This window comes from Pseudomonas citronellolis (assembly GCF_029335315.1).
GTDB lineage: Bacteria > Pseudomonadota > Gammaproteobacteria > Pseudomonadales > Pseudomonadaceae > Pseudomonas > Pseudomonas citronellolis_A.
The window spans coordinates 42,843-61,475 of the sequence record NZ_JARJLT010000072.1 but is presented as its reverse complement, the minus strand read 5'-3'; the positions used below and the strand labels follow the sequence as shown (position 1 = coordinate 61,475).

Sequence of the window (18,633 nt, the reverse complement as noted above, 5' to 3'; positions counted from 1 at the left end):
GTTGGTTGATCCTTTCGTCTCAACCGAGGCGCGCATTCTACGCCAACCTCTTGTTCCGTCAAGCGTTATTTTCAGAATTTTGCATTCCTACTCAACCGCTTGCGCTTCAGCGAAGGCGAACCTTCTCATCAGCGGGAGGCGCATTCTACAGCAACCAGAGCCACTGTCAAGCACCTCGGCGATCTTCTTTTCAACTCACTGCCGAAGCACAAACTGAAAAGCGGCAAGTGAACCACCTGCCTGACCACCACCCCAACTCCGAACCTAATTAAGTGCTTGATTTTCAAGCTCTTTCAGCGCTTCGTCGCTGGGAGTGGTGCGCATTATAGGGAGATAAAAATCCCCGTCAACGACTTTCTGAAACTTTTATTGCAGCCCGTCAGCGAACCATCACCAGCCGCAAGCCGAAGAACAGATAGCAAGCCCCGGCAAAAGCATCCAGCCAGCGCCGGCACCGGGCATACACCGCAGCGGCGCCGGCCATGGTCACTGCAGCGCCTATCAGCAAACCAGGGGAAGGCGCCGAAGGAATGACGGCAGCGAAGATAGAGGCAACGAACAGCGCCGTCTTGGGATTGGTCAGATTGGAAAGCAACCCGAGCCGATATGCCGACAGCACAGTCGGCCGAGCAGCAACCACACTCCCCTGCCCCTCCACCGCCGAACGACTACGCCACAACAGACGCGCCCCCAGATAGATGAGGTAGCAACCACCAGCCACTTTCAACGCCATATAGAGGAAGGGCGCAACGACGAACAACGACCGGACCCCCAAGCCACCCGCCAAAGCCCAAACGACCGTACCGCTGGCGACACCCGAAGCAGTCACAACCCCACGACGCCAAGAATGCCACGCAGCGGTCTGCGCCACCGCGAAGAAATTCGGACCAGGAGTGACGACAGCCACGAGCCATAGCAACGCCAGCGAGATCATAGGTACTCCAGCGAAGCGAAAGGACCCAAGCAGCATATATAGAATGCAGACACCCAGGCGGCCTCGAGCATCGAATCGCGACTACAAATGCCAGGACCAGAACAGGCGTACGCCTAAAGAAGGGACAAAGAAGACGGGAAGGAGCTCATGCCCCAGGAAAAAGCGCAAATGAAAAAGGCCGGTCTGAACCGGCCTTTTCGAATTTGGTCGGGACGGAGTGATTCAAACACTCTACCCCTTGCACCCCATGCGCTTATTTAATGGATTTACATGGACGCTAGCGGACACTGACGGATCGCCTACACCCTAGTAAATACGGGGCATACAGGCTAAATTAGCATCCATCACGATCCATGAGCATCCACCAGCAGCCAAGCGATTCGGTGGGGCAAAAGTGGGGCAAAATTCCAAGACACCCGAATTGGGCAAGGGGTAGAAGGTGGCAAAACTGACGGCGAAGCAACTGGAAGCACTCACCTCGGCCGACGACGGCAAGACACTGCGCGAAGACGGCGGGCTGGTCGCCAAGGTTCGTGCCGGAGTACGAGGCATCACTGTCCTGTTTCGCTACGAGTTCAAACTGGATGGGGCAAAACGCGATCATCGCCTGGGCAGTTGGCCAAAGAAGTCGCTGGCGCAGATTCGTGCCCAGCGCGACGAAGTGAAAGCCACAGTGACAAAGGGGGTCGATCCCACTGCTGCCCGCAAGGCCGCCAAAATCGAGGCCCAGGCCGCCATCGCCGCAACCATTGCCGAAGCCGAGCGCCAGGCAGCTGAGAACAAGACAGTCGCCGATCTCTTCGAAGAATGGATGCGCGACGGTGTATCCCGTCAGGACGGCAATGCCGAGCTGCGCCGCAGCTTCACCAAGGATGTACTACCGCTCATTGGCAAGAAACCGCTGCGCACCCTTAGCGAGAAAGACCTGCTCAACGTCCTGCGCCATGTCAAAGCCCGCGGACTGAACCGCACCGTGGTAATCCGCAGTAAGGACATCGGCCAAATGCTGCGCTGGGGAGAGAAACGTAAGCCGTGGCGCACTCTCATGTCAGACGGCAACCCAGCCGACCTGGTAGAGGTCAACAAACTGCTCGACCACGACTACGAGGAGCAACGCGATCGCCTGCTCTCACCTGACGAAATTCGCGAGCTGCACGACATCTTTGCTCGCCTGGAGCGCGACTACGACGCCCTGCCCGCCGGCCAGAAATATTCCGGCATCCGCCCGGTCAATTCACGCGTGCAATGTGCCGCCTGGATCTGCCTGAGCACCCTCTGCCGTATCGGCGAGTTGCTCAAATCCGAATGGCGCCATGTGGATCTGGACAAAGGTACCTGGTTCATCCCGGCCGAAGCCACCAAGGGACACAAGGGCAAACGCCAGGATCACCATGTATTCCTGTCGCCATTCGCGCTGAACCAGTTCAAGCGCCTGAAAGAAGAAACTGGCCATACCTCGTTCTGCTTCCCGAGTAAGGACGAGAACAACTATGTCGACACCAAGACGGTCAGCAAGCTGATCGGCGACCGGCAATGCCGCTTCAAGAACCGCAGCAAGCCCCTGACAGGTCGCCACCATGACGACTCACTGGTGCTGAGCAAGGGCACCAAGGGCGAATGGACACCGCATGACTTGCGCCGCACCGGTGCGACCATGATGCAGGAACTGGGGGTCGCACTAGAGATCATTGACCGCTGCCAAAACCATCTGTTGGGTGGTTCCAAAGTGCGCCGACATTATTTGCATCACGACTATGCGAAGGAGAAAGCCGAGGCATGGTGGCTTCTCGGAGCTAAGCTGGAAAAAATCTTAGTAACACCAGCAGCTGACTAATCGCCTCAGGCATGTCAGTGCGCACGGCAGCGTAAAGATTCGCCTGTATCCATCTTAAGTCGGTGCCCACTCAGCCCGGTACAGATCATCGCGCCCTAGAAAGTCGATCATGATGAAGATCCCGGCCTAAGTGCTTTCCAACGGTTGCCTTCTCGCCGCTAGCTAGTACTGTCCGGGGCAGCAGCGTCAGGTTTTATTGCCTTGGGCTCTTTTGATTTCGGAGGGTCCATGGGGAATCGCCGGAGGTGCACACCCGCCGCGTCCGCCGAGGGTTGTAGAGCGGGAAGTGCATCGGTCTTGTCCAAGCGGGCATCGAACAAGCACGCCATGGAGAAGTCTGTCTCGTGGTTGATGTAACGCTTCGCTTGCTGGATACCCTCCAAGCCCCAATCACGATTCCAATTGTCACTCTTTTCGGGTTTGAGCACTTTGAGTTCCAGAGTGCTCTTGACCATTTTTCCTGCAGTCGCACGAGATATCTGGATGTCCACGCGCCCGCCTGAATTGGGGACCTCTTCCTGAACAATCACGTTGACCTGTTTATACCAAGCCTTCAAATGGGTCAGAAGTGTAGTTTGAACATGGAGTTCTGGCATATGGGACAGCTTTGGCTTATTCCCGTCTGTCTTCCACATCAATCGCGCAGTACAGGCTCTCGGAGTGCTCGTATGGTCGTCGTGGTAAATTTTTAGCTGCTCATCCACCGACTCTAGGCTCACAACATTATCCACACTGCTGACATTGACGGTTAACGGGTTGTCGTACCACTCTCCAATCTGAACGCCGGCGTGATGGACGAGTAATTTCTGCTTGGTCATCAGCATGATGACGAAAGTTTGGTCGGCGTTCATACTGTTGAGCACGAAGTCCATGATCTCGTCGCTACTTGTGAGCGCCACAGGCACGCGAAAGGACGAGCGCAAGTTTTCGTTACAGACGACAACTCCGCTTTCGACAGAAAGCGTGTTGATGTGCGCGCGCTTAAGATCACTTACCTTGATCTCTGTTATTCCCGGAGCTACGTCCGGCGCTTGAGTGTAAACAAAGAGCGCGGCCTGGTCAGGCGGAATCGAGTTAATCCTATAGCTGCTGGATGCGAACCAGCGCTGGTAATAATCTACACAATGCTGCGTAAAGCGGGCAGCTTCATCTGCTCCTGAAATGCTTGGTTGAAGCTGAATGGCAGACGACAGTTCGTTATGCGAAAAAGAGTTTTCGTCGGTCATGCCACCCTCTGGCGAAGCAAGAATTGGTAGGCAGTAAGCACGTCTCGTCGATTTTTATACCGTCCGTCGGCAATCGCGCCAGCGACCTCGCGGAGTCCACGCACTGTCAGCGGGATATCGTCCGGGTTTTCTACTACCTGCAAGAGTACACCCTCGCGCTTACTTGCCCTCTGGTAGCTTAGGTCTGCGAGCAGAACGTCATCAATGGAGGCTTGAGCCAAGAGCTCCAACTGCTCGGCGAGCTCTGGCTCAGTTGTGCCCTGGGGAAATTCGTTGTCCCGTGTGACGTGTACCGCTTCTACGGTGCTAAGACACAAGTCGAGTAAGAAGCGATAAAGCAGCTCACCGGATTTTGTTGCCCGCAATGCGTGTACAACTTTCAATCCTGCAGGCGTAGGGGAAAGCTTTCCGTCGAACTGGATGCCCTGTTTATGATCTAGGGGATTGTATTCTTCGAGAGTAGCCAGACCACTCAGAACGAGCTTTCCGACGGCAATATGCGCCGCGCGGTAATACGGGCCATGAACAGTACGTTGGGCCCGCTGCCTGAGTGGTTTTATTCCGTAATACAGTGAGGATGCAAAGGACTGGAAGAGTAGGACGTGCAGACGCCCGCGGTTGAGCTCACGCATTCCGGCCGCGCGCGATGCAACAACAACCATGAGAACCCAGCGGACGAACTGCAGCCCCTCGTAATCGCTCTTTCTGGGCTTGACGGTCCCTTTCATGCGATATACCCCTTGATCTCTTCCTCGAGCAAGCTGGTCGCATCTGCTTCCCGCAGCACTGTAGGGCGAGCGGTCTCTTCCAGAAGGTTTACCAGATGGCCGGCGTTTTTCGGTCGCGGGGTGATGATCTGGTTGTCATCGCCTAAAATGCCCAGTAGGGCGGGAATCATCTTAGTGCCATTCAAATTCGACGTAGCGATGAGTCGACGTGAGGCGGTCGCGCTTACCTGAGTGAATCGACGCATAAGTGCAGCCGCTCGACGCATGAACCAGCTATCAAGGCTGGCTTCTGGTGTTTCGACCACGACGGTCATGCTCTCACCAGGAGCAATGAGATCAAGCATCGCCATTCGGAATGCAAGGTCCAGGAACTCCTTCTGCGATTCAGAGACGCTGTTGCTGCTAAGGCGCGCTTCGGGCTGCCTGAAAGTGCTCGAGGTCATTTTTACGGTGAACGTGGGAATGTTTACCTTTTTTGCACCCGTCGCGGGTTTGAAAGGCGTATTCCGCGCCATGTCGACCGCTACTTCTTCCATGAGGAAGTCTTCGGCATAGTTCGTAAATATCTGCCGAAGATTGTCCATCAATGTTGCCATCGTGATCTGCCCTTTATCGACAGCGGCTCGATAAGCTTCGACGTGACGATCACGTTCAGCGATGAGTGCCAGTAGGTTTTTGCGCTCTTGGTTGAGTCTTGAGCGCACGTCGCCGAATTTGTCTGTGGCGTCAGAAGGAATGCTTCGCCGATAATCTTCAAGCTGCTGAAGCGTAACTCTTCGTTTCGAGCTGGCTTGCTGCATTTTCTCGCCGTGATCTTTCAGCTCTACCTCAATCTGTTCACGGCGTTCGCGCGCCTGGTTAACCTCTGCATGCGCCCGCTCCAACAAATCCTCTGCGTCCCGGACGACGGATGCGGAAGTGGGACTGAGTGCCTGCTGGTCTGCCGGCAGCGGGGAGTGGCAAACGAAGCAATGGCCCTGTCGAAGACTCTTACTTATGTCATCGTGCTGCTTTTTCCCGCGAGTACCACACACGAAGCATCCTTGAGAGCTTCCCAGGCCCTGCATGAGAAAGCTCAGTTTGTCGTCGAGGCTGGGGAGACAGTGAGCTATGTAATGAGCGTCGGCTGCTATGAAATCTGCCTCTGCTTGTGTCAGGTTCGTCTCTGCGTGAGCAAGCGCATCATCGGCGTCAAAGAGGCACTGGCGGGCTTGCTGGTACTGGTCTGTCGCACGCTCGCTCTCTTCGTCAGCGAGCTCGAATACTTTTTCCGCCTCGCCAGCTAGTTCGTGTAGTTTATCGGTGCTGATGCCCGATGTTTCTGGGAGGGGCGGCAACTCCTTTTCCCGCTTCTCGAGTTGGTGCTTTCTGTTTCGATAGTCCGTGTCGACCCGCTGGATTTGTGCAAAGGCTTCGTTCAGCTCATCCTGCAGTGCGCTTTCGAAAAAGAGGATCTTGAAGAACTCGAACTGCGTGCCGGGCGACCACAAGATGGGAAGCCGATCTTCAGCAAAGAATTGCAGGTATCGAACCGTGATATGGAAATCGTACGCAGAGGCTATGCCCGCCCAATTGGCAAGCTCAGCGATGAATTCGATCTCTCCAGCAACCTTCAGCTTGGCTCCGTCCACGGTAACGGATTTCAGTGCCATGTCGCGCATCAAGCGCGTAACTGTGATAGCTCGTGTGCCAATGCGGAATGTCAGAGTGGCTGTAGCGTCTTCGCCAAGCTTGTCTGGAACTCGCAAAGAAAAGTAGTCAAACTTGCGAGGGAGTGTCAGATCACGCTTGCTGACTCTTCCCAGTTCTTGCTCAGCCTTCCTAGGGTCGGCAGGACCGATCAGCATGCGCAGAAGTAAATTGAGTAGAGTAGTCTTGCCGATGCCGTTGATGCCCGCGAGTACTGACACGCCATCTTTGAGATTTAGTTCGAGGCCCTGCCCGTCTTTGCCTGGATACAAGGGATAGTGCCGCACTACGAGGTGATCAAGCACTGGCAAAGATATGGTTCGTTTCACAGTACCTCCTTGTAGAAATAATCGCACCTTGCCCGGATCAGTCGCTATGCCGCAACCGGCCGATCGCGATCAATGCATCGGCTAAGTATGCCGCATCCTCATCTGTACCTTTCCACACGACATCGAGCAGCCGAATCAAGCGCTTCCTGTTATGCGCATATCGATCCATATCGGCTGGCGCATCAAGGAACTTTACCCCTGTGTCCTCGCACATCTGTTTGGCCGTGTGAGATCGCCGAGTGAAATCACCAGCATAAATACGCCCAATGCGACTTTGCGATACGCCATACATCGCAGCCACCTGTGATTGCGTCTGGCCTCGTCGAGAGAAGGCGCTCGCCAGCGCAGCTCCGACGTCGATGGCTGTAGCATTTCTTTTCGGCATTTAAACGCGCATTTATTGACAAATCTATGCGCATATTTATCATCACTTCAGCGCACGCGCAACAGGTTCGAAGGAGAAGAAATGCAGGCTGCATTTGAGCGCTGGACTCAAGGTCGGGTGGTGCCAACTCTGGGCACTAACGCAGGGGCACATCCTCTGCCATTCCAACAGTGGCGGAAATTCAAGGAAGCGTTCGCGCCTGAGCTTGTTGCTCGCGCGCTGGGCGAGAGCGGCCGTCCGGTAACGCGCTGCATCGATCCCTTTGGCGGGTCGGGAACAACGGCTCTCACCTGTCAGTTTTTAGGGGTTGAGCCTGTCACGATTGAGGTCAATCCCTATCTTGCCGATTTGATCGAGGCAAAGCTGACGGATCACGATCCCGTTGGACTACTTCGGGACTTTCAGCGACTGAAGATGGGGTTGCGTGATGCTCCTCGTTTTGACCTAAGCCACCTCCCCCCGACATTTGTCGAACCTGGGGTAAATGGTCGCTGGATATACTCCGATGCAGTTGCGCAACGGATTGAGGCGTATCGAGTAGGAGTCTCTGCACTCAAACTAGAGGCGCATCGACGCTTTTTCCTGGCATTGCTGGGGGGGGTTGTTGTCGATGTCAGCAATGTTCTGGTAAGCGGTAAAGGACGACGCTATCGGCAGAATTGGCTCTCACGCCAAGCAACGCCAGAGGCACTTGATAAGATGTTCATGCAGCGGGTTGAGATGGCGCTCATCGAACTCACTGCCCATGCCTTTAGGCCGGTTCGCTCCTTTACTCTGCTTCGGGGGGATTCAAGGGAAAAGCTGCGGGAGGTACCGCAAGCTGACCTCGCGGTATTTTCCCCCCCCTACCCAAACTCGTTCGACTACACAGATGTGTACAACGTCGAGTTGTGGATGCTGGGGTACCTTTCAGACACAGCTTCTAACCGAACCCTAAGGCAATCAACGCTGACTTCTCACGTTCAGATTCACCGTGAGTACGCGGCTAAACCGCCGGGATCGAAAGCACTCGATATCGTCTCCGAACGCCTTCATGACCAGGCGAGCCTGCTTTGGAATAAGAACATTCCAGCAATGGTGGATGCCTACTTCGCGGACATGCATCAAATACTGGCTGACCTGCACAACAAGATCTATGCCGGGGGCGAAGTATGGGCTGTCGTTGGAGATAGCCTGTACAACGGTACGCTGGTGCCAGTAGCAGATATCTTGAAAGAGTTGGCGTTGAGCATGGGTTACCAATGGGTACGAAGTGAGGCGTTCCGCTCCATGCGATCCTCAGCACAGCAAGGCTGGCGGGCCGAACTTAACGAGACGCTTCTCGTCCTTCGCAAGAACCCCTGAGGCTAACAATGGTAAGCGAACGGGCATTACACCTTGCCGGCGGATACCCAGTTGTGCGGCAGTAACTCAGTCAGAGTGCTGGCCTTCTGCGTCGGCAGCCGCGTGAGCACATCCTTGAGATAGGCATACGGATCATGCCCATTCATTCGCGCCGACTGGATCAGGCTCATACTAACAATGGGCTACTACTCCATTCCGACCGGCCACCCACAATCAGCCGCAATAGCTCCATTGACGGCTGCGCGGTCTGTCACGCCTTCAGACGGGGGACTAGCGACAGAGACATCCTCGGCGGCCTGGCCGGCGGTGTAGGTAGCTGCGCGCTCGGTGCTCAACTCGGTGAGTCGTTGCTACTAGTGATTCTGGTGGTGCAGTTTTCACCACTGCTCGTCGCTGTATTGCTGACGTGCTGGATCCTCAGCCTGCTGCAACGGAGCTAATTCGATTGGTACATGTTCAGGTAGAGCCGCTTGCCTGCGGCTCTACCTGAACAGATCCTTAGATGTTCTTTTTTTGCCTGTCAGGCAGAATCCACCGCCTAATTGGACTACAGCCAAGTACTGATGAAACTGCTCAACACCTACGACGATCGAGATGAAGCCGAAGCTGCTGCCGAAAAGCTCAGCGGGGAAAAGCGTCTTGCCAGCGAACGCGACGCCACCGTGGTCATCTACAACCTGTTTGGCGTACCGAGCTGGGGAAACTTTCACCGACTGGGAATGTACAACCTGGGCGAGCTGAAAGGCCTACTGGATCGCCGTGAGACCTGGCAGCCAGCCGACCAGGCACGACACGCAGAGATCCTCGCAACGCTAAAAACCGTCGCCAAGAACTACGGCATCGAAATCCCGGGGCATTGGCAGTAGCAGCGGGCGTTTATCAAGGACGCCCACCCTCAAGGACTCTACTCAAACTCGTAGGTATTCACCTTCAATACGCTGCAGTTCTCCTTCACCGACCGCTGCACTGAGTCATCAAAACCACCCGCGCTGCTGGCCTGGATATCGATGGAGATGGTCACATTCACGCCATGCTTGGCGGTGAACTGCTGAATCACCTCGTCAACCAGCGTTGCAAACTGCATCTTGGCCTTGACCGGATCTAGCTCAGCGCTGGCATAGAACTGCGTCGGCAATGCCTTGACCACTGTTGCATCGGTCGAACCAGAAGAACTGCCACCCGTACCAGCACCACCAGCAGTTCCTCCAGAGCTTCCGGCAGGAATGTCATGGATAAGCCCCCCTGCAGACGGCTGCACCGTGGATGCCGCACTGGCGGCTAGGAGTGCCTCCGCATAGTCCGACGCCGCGCTTGGTTCGATTAGCAGGCAAGAACCGTCAAGAATGACCGAAGTTGATTTGCCATACACAAAGCCCGGATAGCGGTCGCCCTCCTTGCCCTGCGCTACTGCAAAGAAGTCCTTGCTCTGCACACCTTGGTTCAGAGTGCGGGCAAACACCTGATCATCTCGCAGACGCGGCAGGTACAAGTAGCAGCAGGTTTTCTGCCACACATCCAGCGCCCCGACATCAGCTCCGCCGTCCTTCCAGAACCAGCGCTTGAGCATGTTGGACAGATGGATCGGCGCCCACTCGGTAATCAGCAGCTCGTTTTCCCGCAGAACCTTTTCAATCTCTTGGGACAAGCTCGAAGCCCCCGGATTGATGGCATAGGGTTCCCAAACGATCTCAGTCAAATTACTAGCATGCTGCACAGGCGCCAGCAGCCACTTCCAGGTTTCGCGCAGGCTACGATTCAGCGTATCACGGGCCTGATCTAGACTGGCCGAAGCATTATTGGCCATCAGATTGTCGAGCGTCAGACGGTTGTCCTTGTAGTCGCTGACAATGGACTCCCAGGCCAAAACTGAACGCGCGTGATCCTTCATGCGGCTCACGTTGTCGGCATCCGCAGCCAGGAAAATCAGGCGATTCTGCTTTTGCCGTGGCTGCTCACCTCGACTTTTAAGGATTTCCAGCGCCTTGTTCCGCGCCGCATTCGGCCCAGTTTTGCTGTAAGGCGAGTCAGGTGCCAGCACCACCAGGCGCAGCGTCCAGTCATCTGGCACATCACCACTGCCGGTAAATACGTGTACACCACCAAAACAGCCGCCCAAATTATTCAGGCGCTGACGCAGGGTCGGGAAAACATCCTCGCGGTCCTTGAAGCGTTTCTTGCGCTCCTCCATCTCACGACGCAGGTTCGGGCGAGTGTCAAACCAATAGCGACCATTGGCACTGTTCAGGTAATGCAACTTGTCACCCAAACGACGCAGTGCATCTTCATACAGCCCCAGTTGCTGCTCCGGCTGAGCACTACCAAGCAGCACGCGCTCAAGTTCGATACCGCGAACCAGCTGACTGGAGGTTGTCGGCGCACTACCGAGGAAAATCGTACGTGCAGTCCGACGGCAGGCGTGCACAGCACCCAGCCGCGCATCGTGGTTTTCGATGGCAACAGTTTCGGCACGCGGCCCGTCGATATCCCGATCCACCACCGGATCCCAGCCTGCTGGCAGGTAATAGGTGAACTCGTTACGGGTGTCGGAATCCGAAAACGGCAGGCTGCCGGCCATGATCAACGGATCGTTGTTTCCGTCTTTCCACAGGCTGTAGATGATCTTGGCCATCATCTTCAGCACGCCACGGGTGCGCTGGAAGTTGTCGAGGCTCGACCAGTCGTCATACAGCCGGTCAAACACCTCAGGATGAATCGGGTAAGCCTGCTTCAGGCGCTCGTAGTAATGGCTTTCCTGGGTTTCCGAGGGAAACTTGCCGCTATGAGCAATATAGAAATCCGCAAACTGACGGCAAACTTGCTCGGCGGCTAGCTGGTCATTGATTCGGCTGAACAGCCGGCGACGAACGATCTCGAACGCCTCCTCCGTGGCCACCGGCTTCCATAGCGCCTGAACACGTCCGAAGTAGTGCGACAGTGCTTCCAGGGCACGCACACCGCGCTGACTGCCAGCCTCTTTTTCGGACTCTGGCAATGAGGCCAACATCACGGCCGTCGGTACAGCCTTGAGCGCCTCGGTTAGCGCCTGAATAAAGGTCAGGTTGGAGTCGAAGGTTCCGCCGGCCAGCGAAATGCCCTCCTCGAACTGACGGATATAGGCCACCAACTCGTCGACCAGGATCACGCACGGCGCATATCGGCTCAGCAACGTAACCAGCACATCTTTACCCGGTGAGGTGCCAGACAAGTCGGCATCAGCTACTAGAGCATATCCCTCTTCACCGCCCAGCTGCCAAGCCAGCTCACCCCACAGCGTGCGCACTGAACAGGCGCCATGCTGCACCGGCTGGTTGGGAGACGACTTGATGCCATCCAGCACTGCTACACGCGCAGGTGCCAGCTCGTTAACACCTGCTTTGTTAAGAATCGAGCCGACGCCGGGCATCTCACTAGCCGGAACCTTGCCCTGAGCGAGGTGATAGACCGCCAGCATGGTGTGGGTCTTGCCGCCGCCGAAGGCCGTCTGCAGCTGAATGACAGGGTCGCCGCCTTTACCAGACAAGCGCTTAACCACCGAATCCAGCAAAAGACGCATACCCTCGGTAATAAAGGTGCGCTGAAAAAACAGCTTTGGATCTTGGTACTCCGCCGCCGCCGTGCCGGTGTGGACACGAGTGATATCGGCAGCGAACTCCGCCTGAACAAAAGTGCCGCTGCGCACGTCTTCATGGGGTTCGGCGATAAGGCGCCAGGGTTTCAACGACATTAGATAATCCCTTCAAAAATTAATCGAGGCCAAGCCCCAGCTGCCCGACAGATTCACTACCTGTTTTTTCAGCAGCTACGTTTTCTAGCCCAGGGTCTTTCATGAGCTGATAGCGCACAGGTTTTGAAAGCTTGCGCACACGCCCTTCGTCGACCGACTGCTTGAGCCAATCGTTGATCTGCTTCTTTGGCACATCCCACCGCTCAGCCAACTCGTCAGCGGTGACGGCTGCCTGGAGGTGCGCCATTTTGCTGAGGAAGAACTGATAAAAACTCATTTCAATAGCGACGGCATTTGGCTCGGGACTCGTTTGAGAAGCCTGATCAACCGGGCCACTGACTGAGGACGATGCTTGTGAGGGATCTTCCTCAGCGACATTCGGGCCTGCTGGCTCTGTATCGGTAACAGCAACTCCGCTATCAGTAGAAAGCAGATCGGCAGCAGCCGGATTAGAGGTGACTGGCGCACACAAACTCTGAATATCCAGATTCTCGACAGCCCCCTGCAACCAATATCCACCTTCCGATATCAGCGCCTGGTTTCCAGACTGAACATCCTGAACTCGCTTAACCCAAAGAGGCACCCATGCTTTTTTCAGGTTTTCAATCGCTCCGCTCCAGGTCCCGCCTTTCGTATCAGAACGAACCACCACCGCTGCTTGGCTCAGGCAGTAGATGTACTTGTTCCGCGCCATGGCGTTTCCGGCGTTGAAACCAGCTTCAGGATAAAACGGCGAAACCAGCACGAGATTGTTGTCCATCAATCCCTTCCGCCACTTGCTGGCCATCGCCGCCGACAGCAGGCTGTCTGCCATGATGCCGATTACAGTTCCATCCTGGTTCAAACCACCCAACATTGCAGCCTCATCGACGCCACGCGCCCCCCCGGAGACCACCGAAAAACCTGCCACCGCAATACGCTCACCCAAGGCAGTGGCGAAACCGAGATCCGCCTCATCAGCCTTGCGTGCACCGACCACACAAACACCACGCTGATTCAGCAGGCGCGCATTGCCACAACCGAACAGAACGGGAGGGGCGCTGTTACGCAGTCGCTGCTTGAGCAGCTTGGGATAGTCAGCATCCGAGCGAGTAAGCACCCATATCCCAGCGCGACTCCATTTCTCCAGGGCCAATGCCAACGCATGCCCTCGCCCAAGTAGCTGCTCGATGCGCGCCAACGAGATCTTGTCGTCTTGCCAGCCCTGCAACACTGCACGCGGCTCAGCCGTCACCAGGTCTGCAGGCGTCTTGCCTTGCTCGTTGAGCCACAGTGCGAAACGCCCCCACTCCGTCGGAGAAAGCGGTTTTGCGTCGCCAGCTGACTTCGAGAAATAAGAAGTCAGCAGCAGGATCGACTGTGTATTGGTATTTATCATGCCTTGCTTGCCGTAGATGAAATTGCCAGCGGATAGACAGGCCCGCTACCCGCACGCCTAAGCAGTGCAGCAATAACGGTCATCGTCCAGCCTGAATCGATCATGTCATCAACCAGCAGTACCGGGCCCGATGGGATACCTTCGCCTACAGCGAAAACGCCATCTAAATTCCGGCACTGGTGGAAGCGATTGTATTGCCACTTCTGTGGCTCATTCTGCCTGACCTTGCTTACGCACTCGACAAAGGGAATCCACAGAGCAGCAGCCAGCCGTCGACCGAAATCAGGAACCAGCGTTGGATGCCCCAGAGAAGGCACACAGCACAGCCAGGTAGGCTTTGGTTCAGGCTGCCAACGCGCTTGGATCATCTCTGCAATAGCAGCAACCAACGCGTCGTCAAAATGGCCTTGTTCTTTGCCGTCAGCCGCTAAATCTCCCCAGCCACCATCACGCCATTGCGACAGAACACGCCCTTCTTCCGCCTGAAGCTGAGGGGGTAGATTCGTCGGGAAGCCGTAATGTTGAAAGCCCCCCTTGGCGACCTGCTTCTTGGGTTTGATGGGAAACTCGGCATGCCGAACAAAGGTCGCGGCCTCATGCACCAGCCTGCTGCCCACAGCACCGGACACCAGCGCCTTACCGAGGCAGTTTGCGCACTTACCGCACGCCTCATGCTCGGGGTCATCAAGCGCAGAGCGTAAAAACGCCATCAGGCAGCCAGGCTCATTCAAGTAAGCCTGCACTTGCTGCCACTCCTGCTCGCGCAACAGGGTGAGCTGAGCAATTCGCTCTTCATCAAGCTCGTAAGGAACTGGTGTGCGATACCACTTGCTGCCGATCTTGATCAGCGGCGCAGGGTTTTCAACGCTGAGTAGCTTAAGGATCTTCTCGATCTGCCCATGCGCGAGATTGCTGTGCTCCTCCAAATCACGCAGCGTCAGACCATCATGACTCGCTAGCACACCCAGCAAGTGCCGAACTTGACCAGCCGGCGGGAAGGCCGAGCGCCTAAAAAAAGCATGAATCTTCTCGTCTTCCTCTCCAGACATCAGCAGACCGAGCGAATAATCGATCGCCCGCCCTGCACGACCAACCTGCTGGTAGTACGCGACGATCGAGCCAGGCGCTTGGTAGTGAATGACAAAGCCAAGATCCGGCTTGTCATAGCCCATCCCCAGCGCAGTGGTCGCCACCAACACCTTGATGTTATTCGCCAGCAACTCATCTTCCAGGTGCTGACGGTATTGGTCACTGGTATCGAATTCGGGGTGGACTACATCACTGTGATACGACGCAGCCTTGATCCCATTCGCACGCAACCAGCGAGTGACCTGCTCGCTATCACGCTGGGTGAGCGTATAAAGAATGCCAGTACCCGGCAGTGTCGGGATGGTTTGAGCGAGCCATGCCAAGCGGCTCGCTTGATCAGGCATGCGCAAATTCTGCAACGCAAGGCTCTCTCGGGTCAGCGTGCCACGCACGATATGGATATCGCCAAACTGCGCCTGAATATCCTTAACCACTCGGTCATTGGCTGTAGCAGTCGTCCCCAGCACAGGGGTATTGGCTGGGAGGAAACGCAGAATGTTGACGATGCGCCGGTAGTCCGGCCGAAAATCATGTCCCCAGTCGGAAATACAGTGCGCCTCATCAATCACCATCAGGCCGATACGGTCCGCGATTGGCTGAAGAATGGTTTCTATAAACCCTTCGTTCGACAACCGTTCCGGAGAAATCAACAAGCAATCGACCTGATCAGCAAGCACCGCCTGCCGAGCCTGCTCCCATTCATGGGTATTGGTGGAGTTGATGGTGACCGCGTTAATCCCCAGGCGGCCGGCCGCCTCGATCTGATTACGCATCAGCGCCAGCAAAGGCGAGATGATAATGGTTGGCCCCTGCCCTCGATCACGCAGAATCCGCGTACTGATAAAGTACACGGAGCTCTTGCCCCAGCCTGTGCGCTGGACAACTAGCATCTTCTTGCGCTGGTTAACCAGGGCGTCAATAGCCTCCCACTGCCCATCCCTGAATACGGCTGCCGTGCTACCAATAGCGACTTTCAGCAGCCTCTCAGCATCATCCCGTTGCATCCCTATATTCCTTTACGTCAATTCATCCCAAAGATACTGCGTCAAATATCCAATGCACTCTGGCTGCCAATGTGGCCGGCTTCCTGGCTGGCCTGTTCGATACCGAGCCAAGCGCCTTGTAGTTCGTTATAGGCACGGGCTTCTTCAGCCCAGCCTTGGCGCTCGCAAAGTGTGTAGAGACGATAAGTAAGCGCGGTGAGGCCGGCTGTCTTGTCGGGCATGCGTGCGAGCAGTTGGCCTGCGGCGGTTTCGCCTTCCTGGTTCAACGCACGAATCAGCTGGTGCAGGGCTTCCCACACTGGTATGCGATTGTCATTTTCTGGTGACCAGTCACGCGGCATTTCCGCCCACTTGAGCAAACGCAGATCGCCGCCACCACTCTCCACCACGCCGGCATCCACCAAGCCGCCAACGCTAGTACCCTTGGCGCGGGCCAAAACATCGGCATCGCCGTGCTTGCCTACTGCCCAGCCATGCTGTTCAAACCAGGCGAGGCAGAACTGGGTGTCGTGGTCAAAGTCGTCTTCGCCGATAAAGCGGTTGATCAATTGCAGGGCGCTGCGCACAGTCATCGGCGAGCCGTCGGCCTCCAGCACGGCGCTGTATTTGCTGAAGACTTCCATGCCAGGGCCAATAATGGCTTGAGAAAGGTCGACCGGGGCCACCGGCGAGTTGATGCCGCCACGGGTCATATCCAGCAGAGCATCTGGCAAGGTGGCGTTGAGCTCACGTATAAACTCGCGGCGCGAGATGGTTGGGGCGTCGTCTGCGCGCGGGCGGCAGACCAGCACAATGCTGGAGGCTAGAGCGTTGGAACCGGAGCCGATCATGCGGTTGCTCAGTTCGGTACGCATTGGCCAGGTACCACTGAGAGCAAAACCAGCCTTAAGCACAGCAGCCAGGAAGGTCTCCCAGCCGGTGCTGGAGGTACCGGCCTCACCCTTGGTTTCCGCCTGCTTAAAGGCGTAGTAGATGGTCACCGGGAAAGCCGGATGCGCTTGCTCCGCCAGGTTGTGCATGGCAGCAGTCATGCCATCGAGGAAAAAGACTTCGGCCTTGTCCTTGCTGCCATGGCGGTATGGGGTGGCTACTAGCTCTTCAGCTTTGGGCACAGCGAGGGTGGCGTAAAGGTTAGGAAAAATCGGCCGTAGCGAACGACGCAGCCAAACATAAAAGAAGTCGGAGAGATCTGCGTAGCCGATATTGTCGTAGTAAGGTGGATCGGTAGAAACTACTTTCTTGACAGAAATCTTTTGTGTCGTAGCGTCAGCTTGGAATGCATATCCAAACGCGGAGCCGCTACCTAACTCAGCAATACTTTTAGCTGTATAGCCCAAAGAGTTTTCCAAACTACCAGACTGCTCCGACAGTGGATTTACTTCCAAAAAATCCCAAGTCATAGGCAGAGCTTGCCTAGAAAACGTATTTCTACTCTTAGTCCCTGTAGTAGGACCACCGACATGCCACGAGCATAATGTTGAGTTGTAGTCGGCCAGCCTATCAATAACGATTGCCAGAAAAAGCCCTACAACTTGCGAGTATGCAGTCGCTTTGCTTCCACCCTCATCTAGCCCCTGCCCATCGTCGGCCAACCCAGCGGCTATAACATCTTCTCGCACTCGAGCGATAGCCTCCTGCACCAAGTCCGAAAGGGTGGTTAAGGTAATCAATTGACGGGAAGTAAAAAGATCACCGTAGACATCCAGTCCATAGTTGGAGACGTTCACTCTACACTTACCATGCAGAGGTGTTTCGGGACGCCAGTCAGGCTGCGCCTCTACAGCACGAGAGGCATGCTCAACAGTTGGAGCCAAATAGACCCGGCCTCGCGCACCCTCAGCAACAATCGCCATCAATCGCTGCCCCATCCGACCACCGGAACCCTCGGCACGAATGTACTTGTAATCAATCGGAGTCCCAGAAAGCAGGCACAGAAATCCGCCACGTTTTCCTGCTGCCGTACCTTCACTCGCCTCTGTCGGCGGAGTGCCCATCTTTACAGTAAATCGATAGTTATCACTCTCGATGACAGGCTCGATATAAGCCTCATTACCTTTCATCTTTGAAAGGATAAAAGTCGAAGCTAGCGGCACCTCGGCATGACTGAATGCAGGGTTGGGGCTTCTTACCGTGCGAGCCCACAGCCACGCGATTACCGTTAGTTTTTCACCTTGGTACTGAGCCAAATCCGGACGCTCGGCCACCATCTCGTCTGAGACTTCGATCTGCGGGTACAGGTGACCAATGCGCTGCTGCGCCTGCTCCCGCATCCAGGCACCGTAGCGACGTACGTCCTCGGCAAGGCCCTTGGCGCCCGACCAGTCCTCAAAGGCATCACGGGTTGCGCGCTTCTTGCTGCCCTTGTCAGCAGCGATTTCCGGCCCTACCGGCGCACGACCGGCGAACTTCGGTGGAATCTCAATCATCGCCTTGTTGATGGTCACCGCCACCGGATTAAGGTCGGAGGCGTAGCTTTCTAGGCCGAGGCGCTGTGCCTCCAGAGGCAGCGCACCACCGCCGGCGAAGGGGTCATGGAAGCCCGGCAGCTTTTCTGGATTGAACAGCTCGGCAGCCTGCGGATAGCCCTTGTTCAGTTCACACGTCTCGCGCCAGCTCTTCCAAATCTCCGCCCGCGCTCTACCCAGCACCTCTTCGTTATTGGTGTTTTCCCACTGCACCAGTTCTTCAATGATTTTGAACAGGCGTTCACGCTCCGCCGCAGCCTTCTCCTTGTTCACCCCACGCCCCAGATGACGCTCGTAGCCAGGGTCATTAACCATCTGCGCAAAAATCACCGCCCGCGCCGCCGCTAACGGCCGCCGCGCCCACCACAGGTGCAAGGTGCTGGGGTGGCCATGACGGATGGACTTTTCACGAGCCGCGGCTGCGTTGATCGCGTCCAACGGCAAAGCGACTTCGATGAGTTTTTTCGGGGTTTTGATTGGGTAAGTCACTGAGTGATCTCTATG

Annotated in this window: 12 protein-coding genes and 1 pseudogene; 3 read left to right on the top strand and 10 right to left on the bottom strand. The window is 56.0% G+C overall.

Features of this window, described 5'->3' with window-relative positions; all coding sequences use genetic code 11:
* Positions 1-379 precede the first annotated feature (379 nt).
* Entirely contained in the window at positions 380-970 is a 591-nt protein-coding gene (locus P3W75_RS06270; RefSeq protein WP_276226500.1) for a LysE family translocator, read from the bottom strand.
* Between the two features lie 403 nt (positions 971-1,373).
* On the opposite strand from P3W75_RS06270, the gene P3W75_RS06265 reads away from it, so the two are divergent.
* A complete protein-coding gene (locus P3W75_RS06265) occupies positions 1,374-2,768 on the top strand; it encodes a tyrosine-type recombinase/integrase (protein WP_276226499.1) in 1,395 nt (464 codons plus the stop codon).
* Between the two features lie 158 nt (positions 2,769-2,926).
* On the opposite strand, the gene P3W75_RS06260 is transcribed toward P3W75_RS06265, so the two are convergent.
* Genes P3W75_RS06260 through P3W75_RS06245 form a run of 4 tightly spaced genes read right to left on the bottom strand, consistent with a single transcriptional unit; the run spans position 2,927 to position 7,125 of the window.
* Complete coding sequence (locus P3W75_RS06260; protein ID WP_276226498.1) at positions 2,927-3,994, bottom strand: hypothetical protein; 1,068 nt, start codon at positions 3,992-3,994, stop codon at positions 2,927-2,929.
* The gene (locus tag P3W75_RS06255; protein ID WP_276226497.1) at positions 3,991-4,722 is read right to left on the bottom strand and encodes a hypothetical protein; all 732 of its coding nucleotides are present in this window, start codon (positions 4,720-4,722) and stop codon (positions 3,991-3,993) included. Before P3W75_RS06255 ends, P3W75_RS06260 begins: the two co-directional genes overlap by 4 nt.
* Entirely contained in the window at positions 4,719-6,740 is a 2,022-nt protein-coding gene (locus P3W75_RS06250) for an AAA family ATPase (protein WP_276226496.1), read from the bottom strand. The genes P3W75_RS06255 and P3W75_RS06250 overlap by 4 nt, the downstream gene beginning before the upstream one ends.
* A gap of 37 nt (positions 6,741-6,777) precedes the next feature.
* The gene (locus P3W75_RS06245) at positions 6,778-7,125 is read right to left on the bottom strand and encodes a hypothetical protein (protein ID WP_276226495.1); all 348 of its coding nucleotides are present in this window, start codon (positions 7,123-7,125) and stop codon (positions 6,778-6,780) included.
* Positions 7,126-7,206: 81 nt separating this feature from the next.
* Here P3W75_RS06245 and P3W75_RS06240 point away from each other — a divergent pair, with 81 nt between their 5' ends.
* Positions 7,207-8,469, top strand: a complete 1,263-nt coding sequence (locus tag P3W75_RS06240) for a hypothetical protein (RefSeq protein WP_276226494.1) — start codon at positions 7,207-7,209, stop codon at positions 8,467-8,469.
* 26 nt (positions 8,470-8,495) lie between these two features.
* On the opposite strand, the pseudogene P3W75_RS06235 reads toward P3W75_RS06240, so the two are convergent.
* Positions 8,496-8,639, bottom strand: a pseudogene (locus P3W75_RS06235) (transposase domain-containing protein); the annotation flags it as partial.
* Positions 8,640-9,032: 393 nt separating this feature from the next.
* Here P3W75_RS06235 and P3W75_RS06230 point away from each other — a divergent pair.
* On the top strand, positions 9,033-9,335 hold the full coding sequence (locus tag P3W75_RS06230; RefSeq protein ID WP_276226493.1) for a hypothetical protein: 303 nt from the start codon (positions 9,033-9,035) through the stop codon (positions 9,333-9,335).
* 38 nt (positions 9,336-9,373) lie between these two features.
* Here P3W75_RS06230 and P3W75_RS06225 read toward each other — a convergent pair whose 3' ends face one another.
* From P3W75_RS06225 to P3W75_RS06210, 4 genes are read right to left on the bottom strand one after another with little or no spacing between them, the layout of a single operon-like run.
* The gene (locus tag P3W75_RS06225; protein ID WP_276226492.1) at positions 9,374-12,193 is read right to left on the bottom strand and encodes an ATP-binding protein; all 2,820 of its coding nucleotides are present in this window, start codon (positions 12,191-12,193) and stop codon (positions 9,374-9,376) included.
* Between the two features lie 19 nt (positions 12,194-12,212).
* The gene (locus tag P3W75_RS06220) at positions 12,213-13,571 is read right to left on the bottom strand and encodes a DNA-processing protein DprA (protein WP_276226491.1); all 1,359 of its coding nucleotides are present in this window, start codon (positions 13,569-13,571) and stop codon (positions 12,213-12,215) included.
* A complete protein-coding gene (locus P3W75_RS06215; RefSeq protein ID WP_276226490.1) occupies positions 13,568-15,664 on the bottom strand; it encodes a RecQ family ATP-dependent DNA helicase in 2,097 nt (698 codons plus the stop codon). The genes P3W75_RS06220 and P3W75_RS06215 overlap by 4 nt, the downstream gene beginning before the upstream one ends.
* A 41-nt stretch (positions 15,665-15,705) precedes the next feature.
* Positions 15,706-18,618 (bottom strand): DUF1156 domain-containing protein, encoded by a 2,913-nt coding sequence (locus P3W75_RS06210; protein ID WP_276226489.1) that lies wholly within the window; start codon positions 18,616-18,618, stop codon positions 15,706-15,708.
* Between the last annotated feature and the right edge of the window lie 15 nt (positions 18,619-18,633).